General features: G+C 53.7%; 12 protein-coding genes, 1 tRNA gene and 3 rRNA genes. 4 read left to right on the top strand and 12 right to left on the bottom strand.

Features of this window, described 5'->3' with window-relative positions:
- Positions 1–4 precede the first annotated feature (4 nt).
- On the top strand, positions 5–277 hold the full coding sequence (locus tag HV237_RS22550; protein WP_003826541.1) for a DUF3811 domain-containing protein: 273 nt from the start codon (positions 5–7) through the stop codon (positions 275–277).
- On the opposite strand, the gene rluF is transcribed toward HV237_RS22550, so the two are convergent.
- Both rluF and ftrA read right to left on the bottom strand, forming a co-directional pair.
- The gene (rluF, locus tag HV237_RS22555; protein WP_016155331.1) at positions 274–1,149 is read right to left on the bottom strand and encodes a 23S rRNA pseudouridine(2604) synthase RluF; all 876 of its coding nucleotides are present in this window, start codon (positions 1,147–1,149) and stop codon (positions 274–276) included. The genes HV237_RS22550 and rluF overlap by 4 nt on opposite strands.
- A 68-nt stretch (positions 1,150–1,217) precedes the next feature.
- Positions 1,218–2,198, bottom strand: coding sequence for a transcriptional regulator FtrA (gene ftrA / locus HV237_RS22560; protein ID WP_047357745.1), 981 nt, complete (start codon positions 2,196–2,198; stop codon positions 1,218–1,220).
- A gap of 84 nt (positions 2,199–2,282) precedes the next feature.
- Here ftrA and HV237_RS22565 point away from each other — a divergent pair, with 84 nt between their 5' ends.
- Positions 2,283–2,702: a rhodanese-like domain-containing protein gene (locus HV237_RS22565; protein WP_047357746.1), complete on the top strand. Its 420-nt coding sequence runs from the start codon at positions 2,283–2,285 to the stop codon at positions 2,700–2,702.
- Between the two features lie 156 nt (positions 2,703–2,858).
- Positions 2,859–3,548 carry a dipeptidase PepE gene (gene pepE / locus HV237_RS22570; RefSeq protein WP_016155430.1) on the top strand — a complete coding sequence of 230 codons (690 nt, stop codon included), beginning with the start codon at positions 2,859–2,861 and terminating at the stop codon, positions 3,546–3,548.
- A gap of 56 nt (positions 3,549–3,604) precedes the next feature.
- Here pepE and HV237_RS22575 read toward each other — a convergent pair whose 3' ends face one another.
- Positions 3,605–5,236 carry a Na/Pi cotransporter family protein gene (locus HV237_RS22575; RefSeq protein ID WP_016155327.1) on the bottom strand — a complete coding sequence of 544 codons (1,632 nt, stop codon included), beginning with the start codon at positions 5,234–5,236 and terminating at the stop codon, positions 3,605–3,607.
- A 241-nt stretch (positions 5,237–5,477) separates the two neighbouring features.
- Positions 5,478–9,161: a methionine synthase gene (gene metH / locus HV237_RS22580; RefSeq protein WP_047357747.1), complete on the bottom strand. Its 3,684-nt coding sequence runs from the start codon at positions 9,159–9,161 to the stop codon at positions 5,478–5,480.
- A gap of 195 nt (positions 9,162–9,356) precedes the next feature.
- Between metH and iclR the strand changes: the two genes are divergently transcribed.
- Positions 9,357–10,181 carry a glyoxylate bypass operon transcriptional repressor IclR gene (gene iclR, locus HV237_RS22585; RefSeq protein WP_047357748.1) on the top strand — a complete coding sequence of 275 codons (825 nt, stop codon included), beginning with the start codon at positions 9,357–9,359 and terminating at the stop codon, positions 10,179–10,181.
- A gap of 17 nt (positions 10,182–10,198) precedes the next feature.
- Here iclR and aceK read toward each other — a convergent pair whose 3' ends face one another.
- From aceK to HV237_RS22625, 8 genes are all read right to left on the bottom strand, one after another.
- On the bottom strand, positions 10,199–11,926 hold the full coding sequence (gene aceK / locus HV237_RS22590; RefSeq protein WP_047357749.1) for a bifunctional isocitrate dehydrogenase kinase/phosphatase: 1,728 nt from the start codon (positions 11,924–11,926) through the stop codon (positions 10,199–10,201).
- 102 nt (positions 11,927–12,028) lie between these two features.
- A complete protein-coding gene (aceA, locus tag HV237_RS22595; RefSeq protein ID WP_016155323.1) occupies positions 12,029–13,333 on the bottom strand; it encodes an isocitrate lyase in 1,305 nt (434 codons plus the stop codon).
- A 35-nt stretch (positions 13,334–13,368) separates the two neighbouring features.
- Entirely contained in the window at positions 13,369–14,970 is a 1,602-nt protein-coding gene (aceB, locus tag HV237_RS22600) for a malate synthase A (protein WP_047357750.1), read from the bottom strand.
- Positions 14,971–15,238: 268 nt separating this feature from the next.
- Positions 15,239–16,168 carry a homoserine O-succinyltransferase gene (gene metA / locus HV237_RS22605; protein ID WP_016155321.1) on the bottom strand — a complete coding sequence of 310 codons (930 nt, stop codon included), beginning with the start codon at positions 16,166–16,168 and terminating at the stop codon, positions 15,239–15,241.
- A gap of 323 nt (positions 16,169–16,491) precedes the next feature.
- A 5S ribosomal RNA gene (gene rrf, locus HV237_RS22610) occupies positions 16,492–16,607 on the bottom strand.
- Positions 16,608–16,705: 98 nt separating this feature from the next.
- Positions 16,706–19,612 (bottom strand): 23S ribosomal RNA (locus HV237_RS22615).
- Positions 19,613–19,832: 220 nt separating this feature from the next.
- Positions 19,833–19,908 (bottom strand) — tRNA-Glu (locus tag HV237_RS22620).
- 85 nt (positions 19,909–19,993) lie between these two features.
- Positions 19,994–21,535 (bottom strand): 16S ribosomal RNA (locus tag HV237_RS22625).
- The 16S, 23S and 5S rRNA genes sit together here with 1 tRNA gene alongside, the layout of an rRNA operon.
- Positions 21,536–21,664: the final 129 nt, after the last annotated feature.

A 21,664-nucleotide genomic window follows, 5' to 3' on the forward strand; every position in this document is an offset into this window, starting at 1 on the left:
CCTTATGGCACTCCCCCGCATTACCCAAAAAGAGATGACCGAGCGCGAACAGCGTGAACTGAAAACGCTGCTCGACCGCGCGCGCATTGCGCATGGTCGACTGCTGACCAACGCTGAGACCAACAGCATCAAGAAAGAGTACATCGATAAACTGATGGCCTTGCGCGAAGCAGAAGCTAAAAAAGCCCGCCAGTTGAAGAAAAAGCAGGCTTATAAACCGGATGCGGAAGCATCATTTTCCTGGTCAGCGAATACGCCAACGCGCGGCAGACGTTAACGCCCTTTCTTCTTACGCCCCGGCGAGGTAAAACGCTTCCCGTTTGCCGCCGGGCGCGATTTCTCTTTCTCAGCCGATTTTTCGATTTTCACCACCGGGCGCTTAATGCCTGCGGTTTTTGGCTTCGCTTTCGCCTTCGGTTTGGCTTCTGAGGACGAGTTCTCAATCAGCTTGAACAGGTCGATCAGTTCGTCATCCGTCAGGTCGCGCCATTCACCCAGCGGCAGGCCGGACAGACCAACGTTCATGATACGTGTACGCTCAAGCTTAGTAACTTCATAGCCAAAGTGCTCGCACATACGACGGATCTGGCGGTTCAGCCCCTGAATCAGCGTGATGCGAAACACAAACGGCGCTTCTTTCTTGACCTTACATTTCTTGGTAACGGTGCCAAGGATTGGCACACCGGCACTCATCCCACGGATAAAGTCATCAGTGACCGGCTTATCTACCGTCACCAGATACTCTTTTTCGTGATCGTTACCGGCACGCAGGATTTTATTCACCAGGTCGCCGTGGTTGGTCAGAAAGATAAGCCCCTGGGAATCTTTGTCCAGACGACCGATTGGGAACACGCGCTTGCTGTGGTTAACGAAATCAACAATGTTGTCGCGTTCGCTGTCTTCAGTGGTGCTGACAATCCCTACCGGCTTGTTCAACGCGATAAAAACCAGATCTTCCGCTTCACGCGGCTCAATCAACCGACCATTCACTTTTACGACGTCGCCAGGCATCACCTGATCGCCAATGGTGGCGCGTTTACCATTCAGGAAGACATTCCCTTGTTCGATAAAGCGATCCGCCTCGCGGCGCGAGCAGATTCCGCTTTCACTGATGTATTTATTTAATCGGATGGATGAGTCGGGCAGCATAATTTCTCCTTTGACAGCGAAATATACCCTACCTTGCGGGGGATAAAAAAGCAGAGTGTGAAAATGTGCTATCGCATCTGATTACGTAATGCCTGCGGGCTGATACCAAATCGTTTTTGAAAGTGGTAACGCAAAGAGTTTGCGCTGCCGAACCCGGTTTGCTGCGCGATCTGCTCAATACTGATATGGGATGTATTGAGCGCCTGCTGCGCACGGTTTAGCCGTTCATTCATCAGCCAACGTGCGGGAGTAAGCCCCGTTGACTCCTGAAATCGCCGCATCAACGTTCGGGGACTCATACCGACCTGGCTGGCCAGAGCGTCAAGGGTATGCTTCTGCGCGATATTGTTATGTAACCAGTCAAGCAAAAGACCAAAACGCTGGCTTTCCCGACTGCGGGCAACAGGACGCAGGTGTTGCTGAGTCTGGCTGCCATCCCTGTGGGGCTGCAGCACCAGGCGACGGGCCACGTTATTTGCAACCTCAAGTCCAAAATCAGTGCGCACCACATGCAAACATAAATCAATCCCTGCCGCACTACCTGCCGAAGTGAGCACGTCGTGGTCACCGACATACAGGACATCTTCCACAACGTTGATGGCGGGAAAGCGTCGCTGGAGTTCACTGACGTAACGCCAGTGCGTCGTCGCCTTACGGTCATCCAGCAAACCTGCCGCAGCCAGAACAAATACACCAGAACAGATAGAGATGATTCGACAACCGCGTTGATGTGCTTCACGAAGCGCATCGCATAATGCTTCCGGGACCGGTGAGCTCACGTCACGCCAGCCAGGAATGACAATAGTGTCTGCTTCTTGCAGCAATTCATACCCACCGTCCACCACGATACGAACCCCGCCAGTTGCCCTTAATTCACCTTGATCAACCGAAGCCACGGCAAAACGATACCAGCCCTCTCCCAGTTCAGGTCGCGGAAGCCCAAAAACTTCCACTGCGACGCCAAACTCGAAAGTACATAGCCCGTCATAAGCGAGTGCAACGACCAACGGGCGAGAAGATGTTGTCATGATCCTGGCGGAATCTGTCATGGTCAGAGGGTGTTTCAAGGTTAATTTTTTGATGAGATAAGAGGTAACACAACAGCTGATTTCACCACAAGAGAAAACAACAATATGAGTACCGTAACTGATATTCCAGCCGCTTCATCTGCACAAGCTATCGCCCATTTCCAGCAACGTCTGAATATGGAGACGGATTGTTCTGACGTTCATTCCGCGATTGCTGCTGACGACAAAGATTTTGTGCTTTTACATGTAGTGGGGAGTGCAGAGAGTTTTTCCCGTTGTCATATCCCTGGCGCGATTCATCTTCCCCATCGACTGATAAATACGGAATCCTTGAAAAAATGGCCACAGGACACACTGTTTGTCGTCTATTGCGCTGGCCCACACTGTAACGGGGCCGATCGCGCGGCGCTGAAGTTGGCGCAGCTAGGTCGACCGGTGAAAATAATGATTGGTGGTATTAAGGGCTGGGAGGACGAAGGCCTGGCGTTTGCCACTACGCAAAAGGACGCTGTTTCAATAGATTGATCGTTGTTAAGTCCGAACGGGCTTTTCCAACAGGAGGTTGTGGTTAACCCGTTCGGCTTTCCCCCCTTCCAACATCGTGAGCCATATCAGTAAGGCGTTACGCTGATAGTGGTAGCATTAGCGCGGTTTGTAATTTTCTGATTACATGGAGAAATGATGGAACTGCTTTTATTGAGTAACTCGACGCTGCCGGGCAAAGGCTGGATGGAACATGCGCTACCGCTGATTGCTGAGCAGCTGAATGGTCGCCGTACGGCGGTGTTTATTCCGTTCGCTGGCGTGACGCAAACCTGGGATGAATACACGGCGAAAACGGCAGCCATCTTTGCGCCAATGGGCGTCAACGTTACTGGCATTCATACCGTTGCCGATCCGATCGCTGCCATTGAAAACGCAGAGCTGGTGATTGTCGGCGGGGGTAACACCTTCCAGTTACTGAAAGAGAGCCGCGAGCGCGGACTGCTGGCGCCGATTGTGGATGTCGTCAAACGCGGTGCGCTGTACATCGGCTGGAGCGCAGGTTCTAACCTCGCCTGCCAGACCATCCGCACCACCAACGACATGCCGATTGTCGATCCAAAAGGTTTTGATGCCCTGGGTCTGTTCCCGCTGCAGATTAACCCACATTTCACCAATGCGCTTCCGGAAGGCCACAAAGGCGAAACGCGTGAACAGCGTATTCGCGAGCTGCTGGTTGTGGCACCAGAGCTGACGGTGATTGGTTTGCCGGAAGGAAACTGGATTAAGGTGAGTAACGGCCAGGCGGTTCTTGGCGGTCCGAACACCACTTACGTCTTTAAAGCGGGTGAAGACGCGGTTGCCCTCGAAGCAGGTCACTGCTTCTAACCGACGTTGCCGGATAACGGCATAAATGCCTTATCCGGCCAACCGGTCCACCTCACTCAATAATCGTCGCGCTCATCGTCCTCATCCGGCTGTTCCAGCACGCTATAGGCCACGGAACAAAACAGCGAGTTCAGACGCTGCATATCGCCCAGCAGCGCCAGGTGCAAGGAGCTGGTCTCGATGCTCTGCACGTTCTGCTGATGCAGACGGTCAACGTGCGCATGCGAATAACGACGGTTGAGAATACGGAAACGATGCTTGCTACGGCGCAGACGACGGGCGCTGGTCACGTCACCAGAGAAGAACACCGACATCGCCAGCTGCAGATTGCTGAGCAGCTGATCGAAGAGCGCATCCAGCTCTTTCAATCCTTCCACGGAGAATGCGCGACGAGCAGCCAGCGACTTATCCGCTATCTCACTGCCCATACGTTCGACAATATCGGAAGCCTGCTCGAGGTTAAGCGACATTTCGATAATCTCCGCCCAACGGCGTGATTCCTCTTCCGCCAGTTCATCCTTTGGCATCCGGGCCAGATAGAGCTTAATTGCCGTGTATAGCACGTTAATGTCGTCCGCCATCCTGCGCAGCTCTTTCTCTTCACGCGGCTCGCCGTGCATCACCTTCTTCAGCCCGTCCATCATCTGCTCCATCGCGTCGCCGATGCGCAGAGCTTCACGAGCGGCATTGGCCAGGGCCAGCGTCGGCGTATCCAGCGCACTGACGTCCAGATGCTTGGGCTTCAAATGCGCATCCAGCTCCGGCTCATCGCGGATGATGCGCTTACAAAAACGCGCCATCGGTTCTGCAAACGGCACCATCGCCACGCAGCGCACCAGGTTGTAGAAGACATGGAAGTAAATAACCAGTTCAGATTTCGGTAGCGGCAGTTCATCCATCAGATTTGCCAACGGATGAACAAACGGCAGGATAATCAGGCTACCCACCAGCTTAAACAGCAGGCTACCGAGCGCCACACGGCGGGCGGCGGCGTTAGCGGCGCTGTTATTAAGCATCGCCAGCAGGCCAGAGCCGAGGTTGGCGCCAATCACCAGACACAACGCCACCGGGAACGAGATAATGCCTGCCGCGGTCAGCGTTGCCGTCAGCAGCACCGCCGCAAGGCTGGAGTAACTGATAATCGCGAACATAGCGCCAATCAGCGCATCCAGCATGATATCGCCGGTGAGCGAGGCGAAAATAACCTGTACGCCGTTAGCCTGGGTGATCGGTGTTACCGCCTGCACAATCAGTTCCAGCGCCAGTAAAATCAACCCCAGTCCAATACCAACCCGCCCCAGTTGCCCCACACGGGACTGCTTACGTCCGAGAAAGAAGATCACGCCGATAAAAATCAGCAGTGGCGACAGCCAGGAGAGATCGAAAGTCAGGATACGCGCCATCAGCGCGGTCCCGACGTCGGCGCCGAGTACAATCACCAGCGCAGGGGTGAGCGCGACGAGGTCCTGCGCGACAAACGAGGTCACCAGCATGGTGGTGGCGTTGCTGCTTTGTACCAGCGCCGTCACGCCGATACCCGCACAAAAGGCGAGCGGCTTCTTTTCAACACTACGGCTGAGTACGGTACGCAAACGGGCGCCGAAGACGCGCATCACGCCGGTGCGCACAATATGAGTACCCCAAACCAGCATAGAGACAGCAGAAAGCAGGTGTAACAGAGTTAGCACGGAATCAGGTTCTCCTTATCGTTATATGTTCCTGAGGTTCATAGTGATGACATAGCACCTGATGACGCCACGCTTATCAGGCCTACAAAAATATGCCAGTAGCCGGCTAAGGTGTTTACGCCGCCATCCGGCAAGCACTACCGATGAACGTTCTTTCAGTATAAGGGTTTAAACGTAATAAAGAGACAAGGCACTCATTGAGTGCCCTGTTTGTTGTAAATAAAGATGACAGTTTTGTGAATCAGTCAGCGTCATAGCCCAGATTAGGCGCTAACCAACGTTCGACTTCCGCCACGCTCATGCCTTTACGGAAGGCGTAATCTTCAACCTGATCGCGCTGGATTTGCGCCACGGCGTAGTACTTGCTGTCTGGATGACTGAAATACCAGCCGGAAACCGACGCACCTGGCCACATCGCGAAGGATTCGGTGAGCTTCATCCCGGTGTGCGCTTCTACATCCAGCAGTTCCCAGATGGTGGCCTTTTCGGTGTGTTCCGGGCAAGCCGGATAGCCCGGTGCCGGGCGAATTCCCTGGTAGTTTTCGCGGATCAGTTCCTCGTTACTGAGGTTCTCATTCGCCGCATAGCCCCAGTAGACTTTACGCACGCGCTCGTGCAGATATTCCGCGAACGCTTCCGCCAGGCGGTCGGCGATCGCTTTCACCATGATCTTGTTGTAGTCGTCATGCTGGGCTTCGAAGGCGTCCGCCAGTGCATCTTCCTCCAGACCGCCGGTAACTGCGAAAGCACCGATGTAATCCGCTTTGCCACTCAGTTTCGGCGCAACAAAGTCAGACAGGCAGTAGTTGGCGAAACCGACTTTTTCCGTCTGCTGGCGCAGGTGATGACTGACGTTGATGACGTGCGTACGCGTCTCGTCACGGTAAATCTCGATGTCGTCCCCCACGCGGTTAGCCGGGAACAAGCCCACCACGCCGCGCGGATTCAGGGTCTTCTCAGCGCTGAGTTTATCCAGCATGTCATTGGCGTCTTTGAACAGACGTTTCGCCTCTTCTCCCACCACCTCATCTTCGAGGATGCGCGGGTATTTCCCGGCCAGCGACCAGGTCATAAAGAACGGCGTCCAGTCGATGTAGTTGCGCAGCGTTTCGATACTGGCTTCAACGCTCTGTACGCCGAGGCGGTGCGCCACCGGCGGCGTGTAGTTTTCCCAGTCGAAGGCCAGATCGTTGTCGCGGGCAGCCTGTAACGTTACTGGTGGGGTCCGCGGTTTCTTACGCGCATGCTGGATACGCACGGTTTCGTACTCTTTACGCGTACGGGCGACAAAGTCATCGCGCTGAGTGTCAGAGAGCAGTGCGGCAACTACGCCAACGGTACGCGAGGCGTTCTGCACATAAACCGTCGGGCCACTGTAGTTCTGCTCGATTTTCACCGCCGTGTGCGCTTTTGAGGTGGTCGCGCCGCCAATCAGCAACGGAATAGTGAACCCCTGACGCTCCATCTCTTTCGCCACGTTGACCATTTCGTCCAGCGACGGGGTAATCAGCCCGGAAAGACCAATCAGATCGGCATTCACTTCACGTGCCGTTCTGAGGATTTTCTCCGCTGGCACCATCACGCCAAGATCGACGATTTCGTAGTTGTTACATTGCAGCACCACACCAACGATGTTTTTGCCGATATCGTGCACATCGCCTTTCACGGTAGCAATGACCATCTTGCCGTTGCTGGAGCCTTTCTCTTTGCTGGCCTCAATATACGGTTCGAGGTAGGCCACCGCCTGCTTCATCACGCGGGCGGATTTCACCACCTGCGGCAGGAACATTTTGCCCTCGCCAAACAGATCGCCAACCACGTTCATCCCGTCCATCAGCGGCCCTTCAATCACCTCGATCGGACGCGCGGCCTGCTGGCGAGCTTCTTCAGTATCCTGCTCAATAAATTCGGTAATGCCTTTCACCAGCGAATATTCGAGGCGCTTTTTCACGTCCCAACTGCGCCATTCCGCCATCTGGGCATTGGCAGTGTCATCAGTTTTGCTACCGCGATATTTCTCAGCCAGCTCCAGCAGACGCTCGGTGCCATCGTCACGACGGTTGAGGATCACATCTTCAACCGCATCGCGCAGCTCGGCGGGCAGGTCGTCGTAAATCGCCAGTTGTCCGGCGTTGACGATCCCCATGTCCATGCCGTTGCGAATGGCGTAGTAAAGGAATACCGCGTGAATGGCTTCACGAACCGGGTCGTTACCACGGAAGGAGAACGACACGTTGGAGACGCCGCCGGAGATCAACGCGTGCGGTAGTTCGCGTTTGATGTCCTCACAGGCGCCGATAAAGTCCTGGGCGTAGTTGTTGTGCTCATCAATCCCGGTCGCGACCGCAAAGATGTTCGGGTCGAAGATAATGTCTTCCGGCGGGAAGCCTACCTCTTCGGTAAGAATGTTGTACGCCCGACGGCAAATCTCAATTTTACGCGCTCGGGTGTCGGCCTGTCCCTGCTCGTCAAAGGCCATCACCACCACTGCGGCACCATAGCGTCGCAACAACTTCGCGTGGTGGATAAAGGTCTCAACCCCCTCTTTCATCGAGATGGAGTTAACGATGCCTTTACCCTGAATGCACTTCAGCCCTTTTTCGATGACGTCCCATTTCGAGGAGTCGATCATAATCGGCACGCGGGCGATATCCGGCTCACCGGCGATAAGGTTGAGAAAACGCACCATCGCCGCTTCGGCGTCGAGCATCCCCTCATCCATGTTGATATCGATAATCTGTGCGCCGCTTTCCACCTGCTGACGGGCGACATCCAGCGCTTCGTTGTATTTCTCTTCTTTGATCAGTCGCTTAAATTTCGCCGAACCGGTGACGTTGGTACGCTCGCCGACGTTCACAAACAGGCTATCGTCGCCAATATTCAACGGTTCAAGGCCAGACAGACGGCAGGCTACCGGGATTTCCGGCAAGCGGCGAGGCGGCAAGCCTTCCACTGCGCGGCTCATCGCGGCGATGTGTTCCGGCGTGGTGCCACAGCAGCCGCCGACCACGTTGAGGAAGCCCGCTTGCGCCCACTCGCGTATTTGCGCCGCCATGGTGTCTGCATCAAGATCGTATTCGCCAAAGGCGTTCGGCAACCCGGCGTTCGGGTGCGCGGTAACGTAGCATTCGGCAATGCGCGACAGTTCCTGCACGTACTGGCGCAATTCGTCCGGACCTAAGGCGCAGTTCAGACCGAAGGTCAGCGCATCGGCGTGGCGCAGTGAGTTATAGAACGCTTCAGTTGTCTGACCGGAGAGCGTACGCCCGGAAGCATCGGTGATGGTGCCGGAGAGCATAATCGGCAACTCAACGCCCAGCGCTTCAAATTCGGTTTTAACCGCGAAAATAGCGGCTTTGGCGTTCAGGGTATCGAAGACGGTTTCAATCAGGATCAGGTCGCTGCCACCTTCCACCAGCGCTTTGGTGGATTCACGGTAGGCGGCCACCAGCTGATCAAAGGTAATATTGCGGTAAGCCGGGTCGTTGACGTCAGGCGAGATAGACGCCGTACGGTTGGTTGGGCCAAGCACGCCCGCGACATAGCGCGGTTTTTCCGGTGTGCGTGCCGTCCATTCGTCTGCCGCCGCGCGCGCCAGTTTGGCTGCTGCAAAGTTGATTTCCGCCGACAGGGATTCCATCTGGTAATCCGCCATGGCGATCGTCGTGGAGTTAAAGGTGTTGGTTTCGATGATATCCGCGCCCGCCTCAAAATAGGCGTTATGGATGGCGGCGATCACCTCAGGTTTGCTGAGCACCAACAGGTCGTTATTGCCTTTCAGATCGCACGGCCAGTCGGCAAAGCGTTCGCCGCGGAAATCCTCTTCGCTCAGACGATATCCCTGGATCATGGTGCCCATACCGCCGTCCAGCACCAGAATACGTTCATTTAACTGCTGACGTAATTGTTCAACTTTGCTGCTCACACTCGCTCCCGACAACGCTCAACCAGACCGAAAAAAACTCAACAGACCATACTGGCACAAACCTGAGAGGTGGAAAAGAGAACAACGGCCAACATGAGACATGTTCAGCTTCACTCATCCGATCAGTACAGGAATTCTTGCATTATAATTGAATAAAACGAAAATGATTTCCACGATACAGAAAAGGAGTCCGCCATGGTTGCCACAATCCCCGCGAAACGCGGTAGAAAACCCGCCGCAGCTACTACGCCTGCAACCGGGCAGGTTCAGTCTCTGACCCGCGGCCTGAAGCTACTGGAGTGGATTGCAGAATCCAACGGCAGCGTGGCACTAACCGAGCTGGCACAGCAGGCCGGTTTGCCAAACTCCACGACTCACCGTTTGTTGACCACCATGCAGCAGCAAGGATTTGTCCGTCAGGTGGGTGAATTAGGCCACTGGGCCGTGGGTGCGCATGCGTTTATCGTCGGCAGCAGCTTTTTGCAAAGCCGTAATTTGCTGGCGATTGTCCACCCGATCCTGCGCAAGCTGATGGAAGACTCCGGTGAGACGGTAAACCTGGCCGTATTAGATCAAAGCGACCATCAGGCCATTATTATCGACCAGGTGCAGTGTACCCAGCTGATGCGCATGTCCGCGCCTATCGGCGGCAAACTGCCGATGCACGCCTCCGGTGCGGGTAAGGCGTTTTTATCCCAACTGAGTGAAGAACAGGTGACTGGCCTGCTGCACCGTAAAGGGCTGCACGCTTACACCCACGCCACGCTGGTGTCGCCGGTGCATCTGAAAGAGGATTTAGCCCAAACGCGCAAGCGCGGCTACTCCTTTGATGATGAGGAGCATGCGCTGGGTCTGCGCTGCGTGGCGTCGTGCATTTATGATGAACACCGTGAGCCGTTTGCCGCTATTTCCATCTCCGGACCCATTTCGCGCATTACCGACGATCGAGTGACCGAGTTTGGTGCCATGGCGATCAAAGCGGCGAAAGAAGTCACGCTGGCATACGGCGGATTTCGTTAAGAAAGGGTTGCCGGGCGTCAAGCCGAAAATCTGATGCAAAACCGCTGTTTGCGCCGGTAGGCGTAAACATCTTCCACGTGTCCTTCACGGATCCGCGTTTGCAGACCTCGCCAGTAGTCGGCGCTGAACAGGTCAGCATGCATCTCTTCAAATAGCGGCCCGATACGCGGGTCAGCGCATAGCCAGTGACGAAACTCTTCCGGAAAGACATCCCCCGGCGATACGCTATACCACGGTTCAGCGCTCATCTCATCTTCCGGGTAACGCGGCGGCGGGATATGACGGAAATTCACCTCCGTCATGTAGCAAATTTCATCGTAGTCGTAGAACACCACGCGCCCGTGGCGAGTCACGCCGAAGTTCTTAAACAGCATATCGCCGGGGAAAATGTTGGCGGCGGCCAGCTGACGAATGGCATTGCCGTACTCTTCAATTGCATCGCGCAGTTGCTGGCCTTCGACCTGCTCCAGCCAGATATTCAGCGGCACCATCCGTCGTTCGATATACAAATGGCGAATGACAATCTGCTCGCCGAGATCGGTAATTTTTTCCGGGGCTTCCTGTAGCAACAGCGCCATCAGCGACGGATCGATTTGCCGTTTATCCAGCACAAAGTTCTCGAACTCCTGAGTATCAGCCATCCGCCCGACACGATCGTGCTCCTTGACCAGTTGATAACAGGCGCGGACGTGGGCGGCCGACATCTCTTTTTGCGGCGCAAATTTGTCTTTGATGACTTTAAAGACGCGGTCGAAGCCCGGCAGGGTAAACACCAGCATCACCATGCCGCGGATCCCCGGCGCTTCGATAAATTGCTCATCGCAATGGGCAAGATAGAGCAGATATTCGCGGTAACTTTCTGTCTTCGCGTGTTTCTGACAGCCAATCGCCATATACAATTCAGCGGTGGTTTTACCGGGCAGGATCTCGCGCAGCCACTCCACTAACGCGGCGGGCAGCGGGGCGTAAACCATAAAATACGAGCGGGCGAAGCCAAACACGATACTGGCCTCCGCCGTCGTGGTCAGGCAGGTATCGACAAACAGTTCACCCTCGTCAGTACGGTGAATTGGCAGTAAAAACGGCAGCGTCCCGGAAGGGGTAATCAACTTCCCGACCAGCCAGGCGGCTTTGTTGCGATAAAACAGTTCGTTCGCCACCTGCAAATGACTGCGCTGCAACACATCCGCCCCCAGCGTTTCGGTCAGGTGTTCGATGATGTAGTGGATATCCCGATGTCTGTTCTGCCACGGCAGACGCAAGGGCAGATCGCTGAGGACGCGCGTAAGCAGCCACTCCCAGCCGGTATCGGGAAAAAAGTCTTTCGCCAACGGGCGTGGGATCGTGCGAAAACGGCGCTCTGGCTGAGAGCTGAAAATAAACAGTCGCTCGGGAGTCAGCGAGCGGTGGTCAAATAACCGGCAATAGACGGAGTTAAAGAAACTCTCCGCAATCTCGAAGCGTGGATAATCTGGCAATAGCCGGGTGTAATGCTCTTTCACGCGAAGTAAAAAATCCGCGTCGGTACTTTTGCCGTCAGTAATGCAGCGCAGTTGCTCCACCACCAGACCCACATGATGATCGTAAAGGTGGATACGGCTTTTCATCGCCTGCTGAACCGCGTGCCAGTCGGCATGTTCAAAACGCTGCTGCGCGCCGGATGTCACTTCCAGAAAACGCCCGTACTGGGCGTCGAAACCTTGCAAAATCGTCTGAGCAATCAGTAATTCCAGGCCACGCGTCATCAATTTCTCCCATCCGGCACAATGTCATGCCGGATGGCGCATTCGCTTATCCGGCCTACATCCCTTCGTAGGCCCGGTAAGCGCAGCGCCACCGGGCATTGATCAAAACTGCGATTCTTCAGTCGAGCCGGTCAGCGCGGTCACTGAAGAAGTGCCGCCCTGAATGATGGTGGTTACTTTGTCGAAATAGCCTGTCCCCACTTCCTGCTGATGGGACACGAAGGTGTAGCCATCTTTAGCCGCCGCAAATTCCGGCTGCTGAACCTTCTCAACGTAGTGGCGCATGCCCTCACCCTGCGCATAGGAATGCGCGAGGTCGAACATGTTGAACCACATGCTGTGGATACCCGCCAGCGTAATGAACTGGTATTTGTAACCCATATCGGACAGCTGTTGCTGGAAGCTGGCAATGGTTTTGTCATCCAGGTTTTTCTGCCAGTTAAACGATGGCGAACAGTTGTAGGCCAGCAGTTTGCCTGGGAATTTCGCATGAATAGCATCGGCAAAGCGCTTCGCCAGTTCGAGGTCCGGCGTGGAGGTTTCACACCACACCAGATCCGCATACGGTGCGTAAGCCAGACCACGGCTGATCGCCTGCTCAATGCCCGCATGCGTACGGTAGAACCCTTCGCTGGTACGCTCGCCAGTGATGAACTCGCTATCGTATGGGTCGCAATCAGACGTAATCAGATCGGCTGCGTCAGCATCGGTACGCGCAATCACCAGCGTCGGAACGCCCATAACGTCTGCAGCCAGACGCGCTGCCACCAGTTTCTGGATAGCTTCCTGAGTCGGCACCAGGACTTTGCCGCCCATGTGACCACATTTTTTCACCGATGCGAGCTGATCTTCGAAGTGAACGGCCGCTGCACCAGCCTCAATCATCGATTTCATCAGTTCAAACGCGTTCAGTACCCCGCCAAAACCCGCTTCCGCATCGGCAACGATCGGCAGGAAGTAATCCACATAGCGCGGATCGTTCGGCTCAATACCGGTTGACCATTGGATCTGATCGGCACGACGGAATGTGTTGTTGATCCTGTCCACCACCGCCGGAACGGAGTTCGCTGGATACAACGATTGATCCGGATACATGCTGGACGCCAGGTTGGCATCTGCCGCCACCTGCCAGCCTGAAAGGTAGACCGCTTCAATACCAGCTTTCGCTTGCTGCAGCGCCTGACCACCAGTCAGCGCACCGAGGCTGTTGATATAACCTTTCTTCGATTCGCCGTGTAGCAGACGCCACATTTTCGCCGCGCCAAGCTGCGCCAGCGTGCATTCCGGGTTGACCGAGCCACGTAATTTCACCACTTCCTCCGCGCTATAGGGGCGGGTGATGCCTTCCCAGCGCGGTTGAGTCCATTCTTTCTGTAATTCTTCGATTTGTTGAGTACGGGTTTTCATGTGCAGATGCTCCATTAGGATAAATTGTGGGTAAATTAGGCCAACAGGCGGTAGCCCGGTAACGTCAGGAAGTCAATTAACTCGTCGGAAGTGGTGATTTGCTCCATCAGGCGCGCGGCATCGTCAAAACGCCCGCTGCTGTAGCGGTGTTCCCCCAGTTCGTCCTGAATTACTAACATCTCTTCGGCCAGCATCTGGCGGAACAACGGTTTGGTAACCGGTTTGCCGTTGCTGAGCGTTTTCTGGTGGTGGATCCACTGCCAGATGGAAGTACGAGAGATTTCGGCGGTGGCCGCATCTTCCATCAGACCATAAATCGGTACGCAGCCATTACCGGAGATCCACGCTTCGATGTACTGCACCGCGACACGAATGTTGGCACGCATGCCTTCTTCAGTACGCTCACCTTCACAGGGTGCCAGCAATTGTTCTGCGGTAATCGGCGCATCTTCTTCACGGGTCACGAACAGCTGATTTTTGTTTTCACCGAGTACGTCGTTGAACACCGCCATTGCGGTATCTGCCAGTCCTGGATGGGCAATCCATGTGCCGTCATGACCGTTATTGGCTTCCAGCGCTTTGTCCGCTTTTACCTTGGTCAGAACCTGGTTGTTACGTTCCGCATCTTTGCTGGGAATGAACGCGGCCATGCCGCCCATCGCGAACGCGCCGCGTTTATGACAGGTTTTAATCAGCAGACGCGAATACGCACTGAGGAATGGCTTATCCATCGTCACCACCTGACGGTCCGGCAACACGCGATCCGGGTGGTTCTTCAGGGTTTTGATATAGCTGAAAATGTAGTCCCAGCGACCGCAGTTCAGGCCCACAATGTGGTCACGCAGCGCGTGCAGAATTTCGTCCATCTGGAAAACGGCTGGCAGCGTTTCAATCAGCAGGGTCGCTTTAATTGTGCCGCGCGGCAGATTAAAGCGATCCTCTGCATAGCTGAACACTTCGCTCCACCATGCCGCTTCTTGCCAGGCCTGCGTTTTGGGTAGATAGAAATAAGGGCCACTGCCTTTTGCCAGCAACGTTTTGTGGTTGTGGAAGAAATAGAGGGCGAAGTCGAACAGGCTGCCCGGGATCGATTCGCCACGCCAGGTGACGTGTTTTTCCGGCAGATGCAGACCGCGAACGCGGCACACTAACAGGGCCGGATTGGGTTTGAGTTGATAAATTTTACCGGCTTCGTTGGTGTAGCTAATGGTGCCATTGACTGCATCGCGCAAGTTGATCTGCCCGTCGATAACTTTGCTCCACTCAGGAGCCAGCGAATCTTCAAAATCAGCCATAAAGACTTTGACGTTCGCGTTCAGCGCGTTGATAACCATCTTGCGCTCAACCGGTCCGGTAATCTCTACACGGCGATCCAGTAAATCATCAGGAATACCGCGAATTTTCCAGTTAGCTTCGCGAATGGAAGCTGTTTCCGAAATAAAGTCAGGCAACTTACCGTCATCAATATCCTGCTGCTGCTGGATACGTGCAGCCAGAAGTTTATTCCGCTTTGGCGTAAATCTTGTCACCAGCTCGGTCAGAAACTCCACCGCTTCAGCGGTCAGAATCTGCTGTTCCTGTTCGCCACGCGGCCTGGTGAAGATCAGTTCATCGGTTGTCGTTGCCTGTTGATTCATTGCGTAGTTCCTCGTCATTGATCCAAACACATCCCCAATGCGAACGAAGGATCGTTGTGCGGTTTTCGTTCAGCACAACTAAGACTACTCATTTAAATTTCAAAATCAAAAACAATTTCCATTTTTAATTTAATTATCAATTAACCTATTGATAACAATATAAATAAAATTTAATTACACAGTGAGGTGCGTTTCGGAAATAAAAAAGGCACCCGAAGGTGCCTGATTCAACATGCTGAAACGCTTAAGGATCGTCTGTTACAGAAGATTAATCCAGCGTTGGATTCATGTGACGCAGATCATATGGCGTGATCTGGTAAACGTAATAGTTGAGCCAGTTGGTAAACAACAGATTGCCGTGGCTACGCCAGGTTGCCCGCGGTTTATTTTGCGGGTCATCTTTTGGGAAGTAGTTATAGGGCACTTCCGGCGTTAAGCCCGCTTCGACGTCACGAAAATATTCACTGCCGAGTGTATGGGCGTCATATTCAGGATGGCCCGTTACGAAGGCGATACGTTTATCTTTGCTGGCAAACAGGTAGGCATCTCCCTCTTCTGTTTCGGCAAAAATCTCGAGATCGGTGTAGTCCCTGATAAGGGCAGCAGGAAAATCGGCATAGCGCGAATGCGGGGCCAGGAACGCATCATCAAATCCACGCGTCAGCAGCGCATGAGGATGAAGAATATGGTGCTCATAGACGCCTGAGAGTTTATCCGTACGGGTTTGCTTGGGAATTCCGTACAGGATATTCAATGCGGCTTGCACCGCCCAACAGACAAAGAGCGTCGATGTAACATGATCTTTCGCCCATTCAAGCACTTGTTTAATCTGCGGCCAGTAAGCCACGTCATTAAATTCAACCAGACCCAACGGCGCGCCGGTCACGATCAGTCCATCAAAGTTCTGATCGCAGATATCCTCGAAATTACAGTAAAAGTTATTCAGATGCTCCGTAGGGGTGTTGCGTGACTCGCGGGCATCAATGCGCAATAGCTGAACATCTACCTGCAGCGGTGAATTAGACAGTAAACGCAGGAACTGGTTTTCCGTTTCAATCTTCTTGGGCATCAGGTTGAGGATAAGCACCTTCAGTGGACGAATTTCCTGACCAGAAGCGCGAGATGACGTCATCACAAAGACGTTTTCCTCACGCAAGAAATTGACGGCGGGTAGCTCGTCCTGCACGCGAATTGGCATAACCTGATAACCTCACTACATACGTTTAAACGTTTAGACATCCAGATAGCTGAAGATACCCAGGAATCATGCGAATGTCGAGCCTGCATCCTCAAGTTGAGAAAGTTTCACGGCTCCTTGCTGTAGATTAGTGCAGTAAAGAAAAAAGGAGAATGCTATTCGTCTGTGCTGCCGGGAGAGCCAGGTGCGCTGCGCTTCTCAGGCCTGAACACCGGTTACAACATGATGGGCTGGATAAAATGGTACGCTGCATCCGGCAGTTTTCACTCCCTGCAGACGCAAAAAAGCCCATCCGGCAGGATGGGCTTCTTCACTTGTTTGATGCCTGGCAGTTCCCTACTCTCGCATGGGGAGACCCCACACTACCATCGGCGCTACGGCGTTTCACTTCTGAGTTCGGCATGGGGTCAGGTGGGACCACCGCGCTACAGCCGCCAGGCAAATTCTGTTTATCAACACACCTCTCAGGTCTGTCGATGTAATCTGTAATCAAGCTGAATTTCGATGTCTCATCCGCCAAAACATCTTCGGCGTTGTAAGGTTAAGCCTCACGGTTCATTAGTATCGGTTAGCTCAACGTATCGCTACGCTTACACACCCGACCTATCAACGTCGTCGTCTTCAACGTTCCTTCAGGACCCTTAAAGGGTCAGGGAGAACTCATCTCGGGGCAAGTTTCGTGCTTAGATGCTTTCAGCACTTATCTCTTCCGCATTTAGCTACCGGGCAATGCCATTGGCATGACAACCCGAACACCAGTGATGCGTCCACTCCGGTCCTCTCGTACTAGGAGCAGCCCCCCTCAATTCTCCAGCGCCCACGGCAGATAGGGACCGAACTGTCTCACGACGTTCTAAACCCAGCTCGCGTACCACTTTAAATGGCGAACAGCCATACCCTTGGGACCTACTTCAGCCCCAGGATGTGATGAGCCGACATCGAGGTGCCAAACACCGCCGTCGATATGAACTCTTGGGCGGTATCAGCCTGTTATCCCCGGAGTACCTTTTATCCGTTGAGCGATGGCCCTTCCATTCAGAACCACCGGATCACTAAGACCTGCTTTCGCACCTGCTCGAGCCGTCACTCTCGCAGTCAAGCTAGCTTATGCCTTTGCACTAACCTCCTGATGTCCGACCAGGATTAGCTAACCTTCGTGCTCCTCCGTTACTCTTTAGGAGGAGACCGCCCCAGTCAAACTACCCACCAGACACTGTCCGCAACCCGGATTACGGGTCTACGTTAGAACACCAGCCATTAAAGGGTGGTATTTCAAGGTTGGCTCCATGCAGACTGGCGTCCACACTTCAAAGCCTCCCACCTATCCTACACATCAAGGACCAGTGTTCAGTGTCAAGCTATAGTAAAGGTTCACGGGGTCTTTCCGTCTTGCCGCGGGTACACTGCATCTTCACAGCGAGTTCAATTTCACTGAGTCTCGGGTGGAGACAGCCTGGCCATCATTACGCCATTCGTGCAGGTCGGAACTTACCCGACAAGGAATTTCGCTACCTTAGGACCGTTATAGTTACGGCCGCCGTTTACCGGGGCTTCGATCAAGAGCTTCTCCTTACGGATAACCCCATCAATTAACCTTCCGGCACCGGGCAGGCGTCACACCGTATACGTCCACTTTCGTGTTTGCACAGTGCTGTGTTTTTAATAAACAGTTGCAGCCAGCTGGTATCTTCGACTGATTTCAGCTCCATGAGTAAATCACTTCACCTACATATCAGCGTGCCTTCTCCCGAAGTTACGGCACCATTTTGCCTAGTTCCTTCACCCGAGTTCTCTCAAGCGCCTTGGTATTCTCTACCTGACCACCTGTGTCGGTTTGGGGTACGATTTTGTGTTACCTGATGCTTAGAGGCTTTTCCTGGAAGCAGGGCATTTGTTACTTCAGCACCGTAGTGCCTCGTCATCACACCTCAGCGTTAACAAGACTCCGGATTTACCTGGAATCTCCGCCTACATGCTTAAACCGGGACAACCGTCGCCCGGCTAACATAGCCTTCTCCGTCCCCCCTTCGCAGTAACACCAAGTACAGGAATATTAACCTGTTTCCCATCGACTACGCCTTTCGGCCTCGCCTTAGGGGTCGACTCACCCTGCCCCGATTAACGTTGGACAGGAACCCTTGGTCTTCCGGCGTGCGGGTTTTTCACCCGCATTATCGTTACTTATGTCAGCATTCGCACTTCTGATACCTCCAGCAACCCTCACAGGCCACCTTCAACGGCTTACAGAACGCTCCCCTACCCAACAACACATAGTGTCGCTGCCGCAGCTTCGGTGCATGGTTTAGCCCCGTTACATCTTCCGCGCAGGCCGACTCGACCAGTGAGCTATTACGCTTTCTTTAAATGATGGCTGCTTCTAAGCCAACATCCTGGCTGTCTGTGCCTTCCCACATCGTTTCCCACTTAACCATGACTTTGGGACCTTAGCTGGCGGTCTGGGTTGTTTCCCTCTTCACGACGGACGTTAGCACCCGCCGTGTGTCTCCCGTGATAACATTCTTCGGTATTCGCAGTTTGCATCGGGTTGGTAAGTCGGGATGACCCCCTAGCCGAAACAGTGCTCTACCCCCGAAGATGAATTCACGAGGCGCTACCTAAATAGCTTTCGGGGAGAACCAGCTATCTCCCGGTTTGATTGGCCTTTCACCCCCAGCCACAAGTCATCCGCTAATTTTTCAACATTAGTCGGTTCGGTCCTCCAGTTAGTGTTACCCAACCTTCAACCTGCCCATGGCTAGATCACCGGGTTTCGGGTCTATACCCTGCAACTTAACGCCCAGTTAAGACTCGGTTTCCCTTCGGCTCCCCTATTCGGTTAACCTTGCTACAGAATATAAGTCGCTGACCCATTATACAAAAGGTACGCAGTCACCCCATAAAGAGGCTCCCACTGCTTGTACGTACACGGTTTCAGGTTCTTTTTCACTCCCCTCGCCGGGGTTCTTTTCGCCTTTCCCTCACGGTACTGGTTCACTATCGGTCAGTCAGGAGTATTTAGCCTTGGAGGATGGTCCCCCCATATTCAGACAGGATACCACGTGTCCCGCCCTACTCTTCGAGTTCACAACACATGCACTTTTGTGTACGGGGCTATCACCCTGTATCGCCGGACTTTCCAGACCGTTCCACTACCACACATGCTGATTCAGACTCTGGGCTGCTCCCCGTTCGCTCGCCGCTACTGGGGGAATCTCGGTTGATTTCTTTTCCTCGGGGTACTTAGATGTTTCAGTTCCCCCGGTTCGCTTCATTACGCTATGTATTCACGTAATGATAGTGTGACGAATCACACTGGGTTTCCCCATTCGGAAATCGCCGGTTATAACGGTTCATATCACCTTACCGACGCTTATCGCAGATTAGCACGTCCTTCATCGCCTCTGACTGCCAGGGCATCCACCGTGTACGCTTAGTCGCTTAACCTCACAACCCGAAGATGTTTCGTAAAACACTTCAGTGTTGCGAAAATTTGAGAGACTCGGACACACCGCTTTTCATTTCTTGTTTACGGAGAAATGAAACAGTGTGTCGTTTCAATTTTCAGCTTGATCCAGATTTTTAAAGAGCAAATATCTCAAACGAGACTCGAAAGTCTGTTTTGAGATACTTCGGTCGGCGACTTTCACTCACACATACCAGCAAGTGGCGTCCCCTAGGGGATTCGAACCCCTGTTACCGCCGTGAAAGGGCGGTGTCCTGGGCCTCTAGACGAAGGGGACACTGAAGTCTCAATCGCAAGACGCCTTGCTATTTACTTTTCATCAGACAATCTGTGTGAGCACTACAAAGGTCGGTTCTTTAAGGTAAGGAGGTGATCCAACCGCAGGTTCCCCTACGGTTACCTTGTTACGACTTCACCCCAGTCATGAATCACAAAGTGGTAAGCGCCCTCCCGAAGGTTAAGCTACCTACTTCTTTTGCAACCCACTCCCATGGTGTGACGGGCGGTGTGTACAAGGCCCGGGAACGTATTCACCGTGGCATTCTGATCCACGATTACTAGCGATTCCGACTTCATGGAGTCGAGTTGCAGACTCCAATCCGGACTACGACATACTTTATGAGGTCCGCTTGCTCTCGCGAGGTCGCTTCTCTTTGTATATGCCATTGTAGCACGTGTGTAGCCCTACTCGTAAGGGCCATGATGACTTGACGTCATCCCCACCTTCCTCCAGTTTATCACTGGCAGTCTCCTTTGAGTTCCCGACCGAATCGCTGGCAACAAAGGATAAGGGTTGCGCTCGTTGCGGGACTTAACCCAACATTTCACAACACGAGCTGACGACAGCCATGCAGCACCTGTCTCACGGTTCCCGAAGGCACCAAGGCATCTCTGCCAAGTTCCGTGGATGTCAAGAGTAGGTAAGGTTCTTCGCGTTGCATCGAATTAAACCACATGCTCCACCGCTTGTGCGGGCCCCCGTCAATTCATTTGAGTTTTAACCTTGCGGCCGTACTCCCCAGGCGGTCGACTTAACGCGTTAGCTCCGGAAGCCACGCCTCAAGGGCACAACCTCCAAGTCGACATCGTTTACGGCGTGGACTACCAGGGTATCTAATCCTGTTTGCTCCCCACGCTTTCGCACCTGAGCGTCAGTCTTTGTCCAGGGGGCCGCCTTCGCCACCGGTATTCCTCCAGATCTCTACGCATTTCACCGCTACACCTGGAATTCTACCCCCCTCTACAAGACTCTAGCCTGCCAGTTTCGGATGCAGTTCCCAGGTTGAGCCCGGGGATTTCACATCCGACTTGACAGACCGCCTGCGTGCGCTTTACGCCCAGTAATTCCGATTAACGCTTGCACCCTCCGTATTACCGCGGCTGCTGGCACGGAGTTAGCCGGTGCTTCTTCTGCGAGTAACGTCAATTGCTGCGGTTATTAACCACAACACCTTCCTCCTCGCTGAAAGTACTTTACAACCCGAAGGCCTTCTTCATACACGCGGCATGGCTGCATCAGGCTTGCGCCCATTGTGCAATATTCCCCACTGCTGCCTCCCGTAGGAGTCTGGACCGTGTCTCAGTTCCAGTGTGGCTGGTCATCCTCTCAGACCAGCTAGGGATCGTCGCCTAGGTGAGCCGTTACCCCACCTACTAGCTAATCCCATCTGGGCACATCCGATGGCAAGAGGCCCGAAGGTCCCCCTCTTTGGTCTTGCGACATTATGCGGTATTAGCTACCGTTTCCAGTAGTTATCCCCCTCCATCGGGCAGTTTCCCAGACATTACTCACCCGTCCGCCACTCGTCACCCAAGGAGCAAGCTCCTCTGTGCTACCGTTCGACTTGCATGTGTTAGGCCTGCCGCCAGCGTTCAATCTGAGCCATGATCAAACTCTTCAATTTAAGTTTGATGCTCGTGAATTAAACTTCGTAATGAATTACGTGTTCACTCAGAGACTTGGTATTCATTTTTCGTCTTGCGACGTTAAGAATCCGTATCTTCGAGTGCCCACACAGATTGTCTGATAAATT

This window comes from Citrobacter sp. RHBSTW-00570 (assembly GCF_013739755.1).
Classification (GTDB): domain Bacteria; phylum Pseudomonadota; class Gammaproteobacteria; order Enterobacterales; family Enterobacteriaceae; genus Citrobacter; species Citrobacter braakii.

Bases quoted from the DNA above. Each gene is read 5' to 3' on its own strand.
- HV237_RS22550 (WP_003826541.1), top strand. From the start codon at position 5: ATGGCACTCCCCCGCATTACCCAAAAAGAGATGACCGAGCGCGAACAG.
- rluF (WP_016155331.1), bottom strand. From the start codon at position 1,149: ATGCTGCCCGACTCATCCATCCGATTAAATAAATACATCAGTGAAAGC.
- ftrA (WP_047357745.1), bottom strand. From the start codon at position 2,198: ATGACAGATTCCGCCAGGATCATGACAACATCTTCTCGCCCGTTGGTC.
- HV237_RS22565 (WP_047357746.1), top strand. From the start codon at position 2,283: ATGAGTACCGTAACTGATATTCCAGCCGCTTCATCTGCACAAGCTATC.
- pepE (WP_016155430.1), top strand. From the start codon at position 2,859: ATGGAACTGCTTTTATTGAGTAACTCGACGCTGCCGGGCAAAGGCTGG.
- iclR (WP_047357748.1), top strand. From the start codon at position 9,357: ATGGTTGCCACAATCCCCGCGAAACGCGGTAGAAAACCCGCCGCAGCT.
- aceK (WP_047357749.1), bottom strand. From the start codon at position 11,926: ATGACGCGTGGCCTGGAATTACTGATTGCTCAGACGATTTTGCAAGGT.
- aceA (WP_016155323.1), bottom strand. From the start codon at position 13,333: ATGAAAACCCGTACTCAACAAATCGAAGAATTACAGAAAGAATGGACT.
- aceB (WP_047357750.1), bottom strand. From the start codon at position 14,970: ATGAATCAACAGGCAACGACAACCGATGAACTGATCTTCACCAGGCCG.
- metA (WP_016155321.1), bottom strand. From the start codon at position 16,168: ATGCCAATTCGCGTGCAGGACGAGCTACCCGCCGTCAATTTCTTGCGT.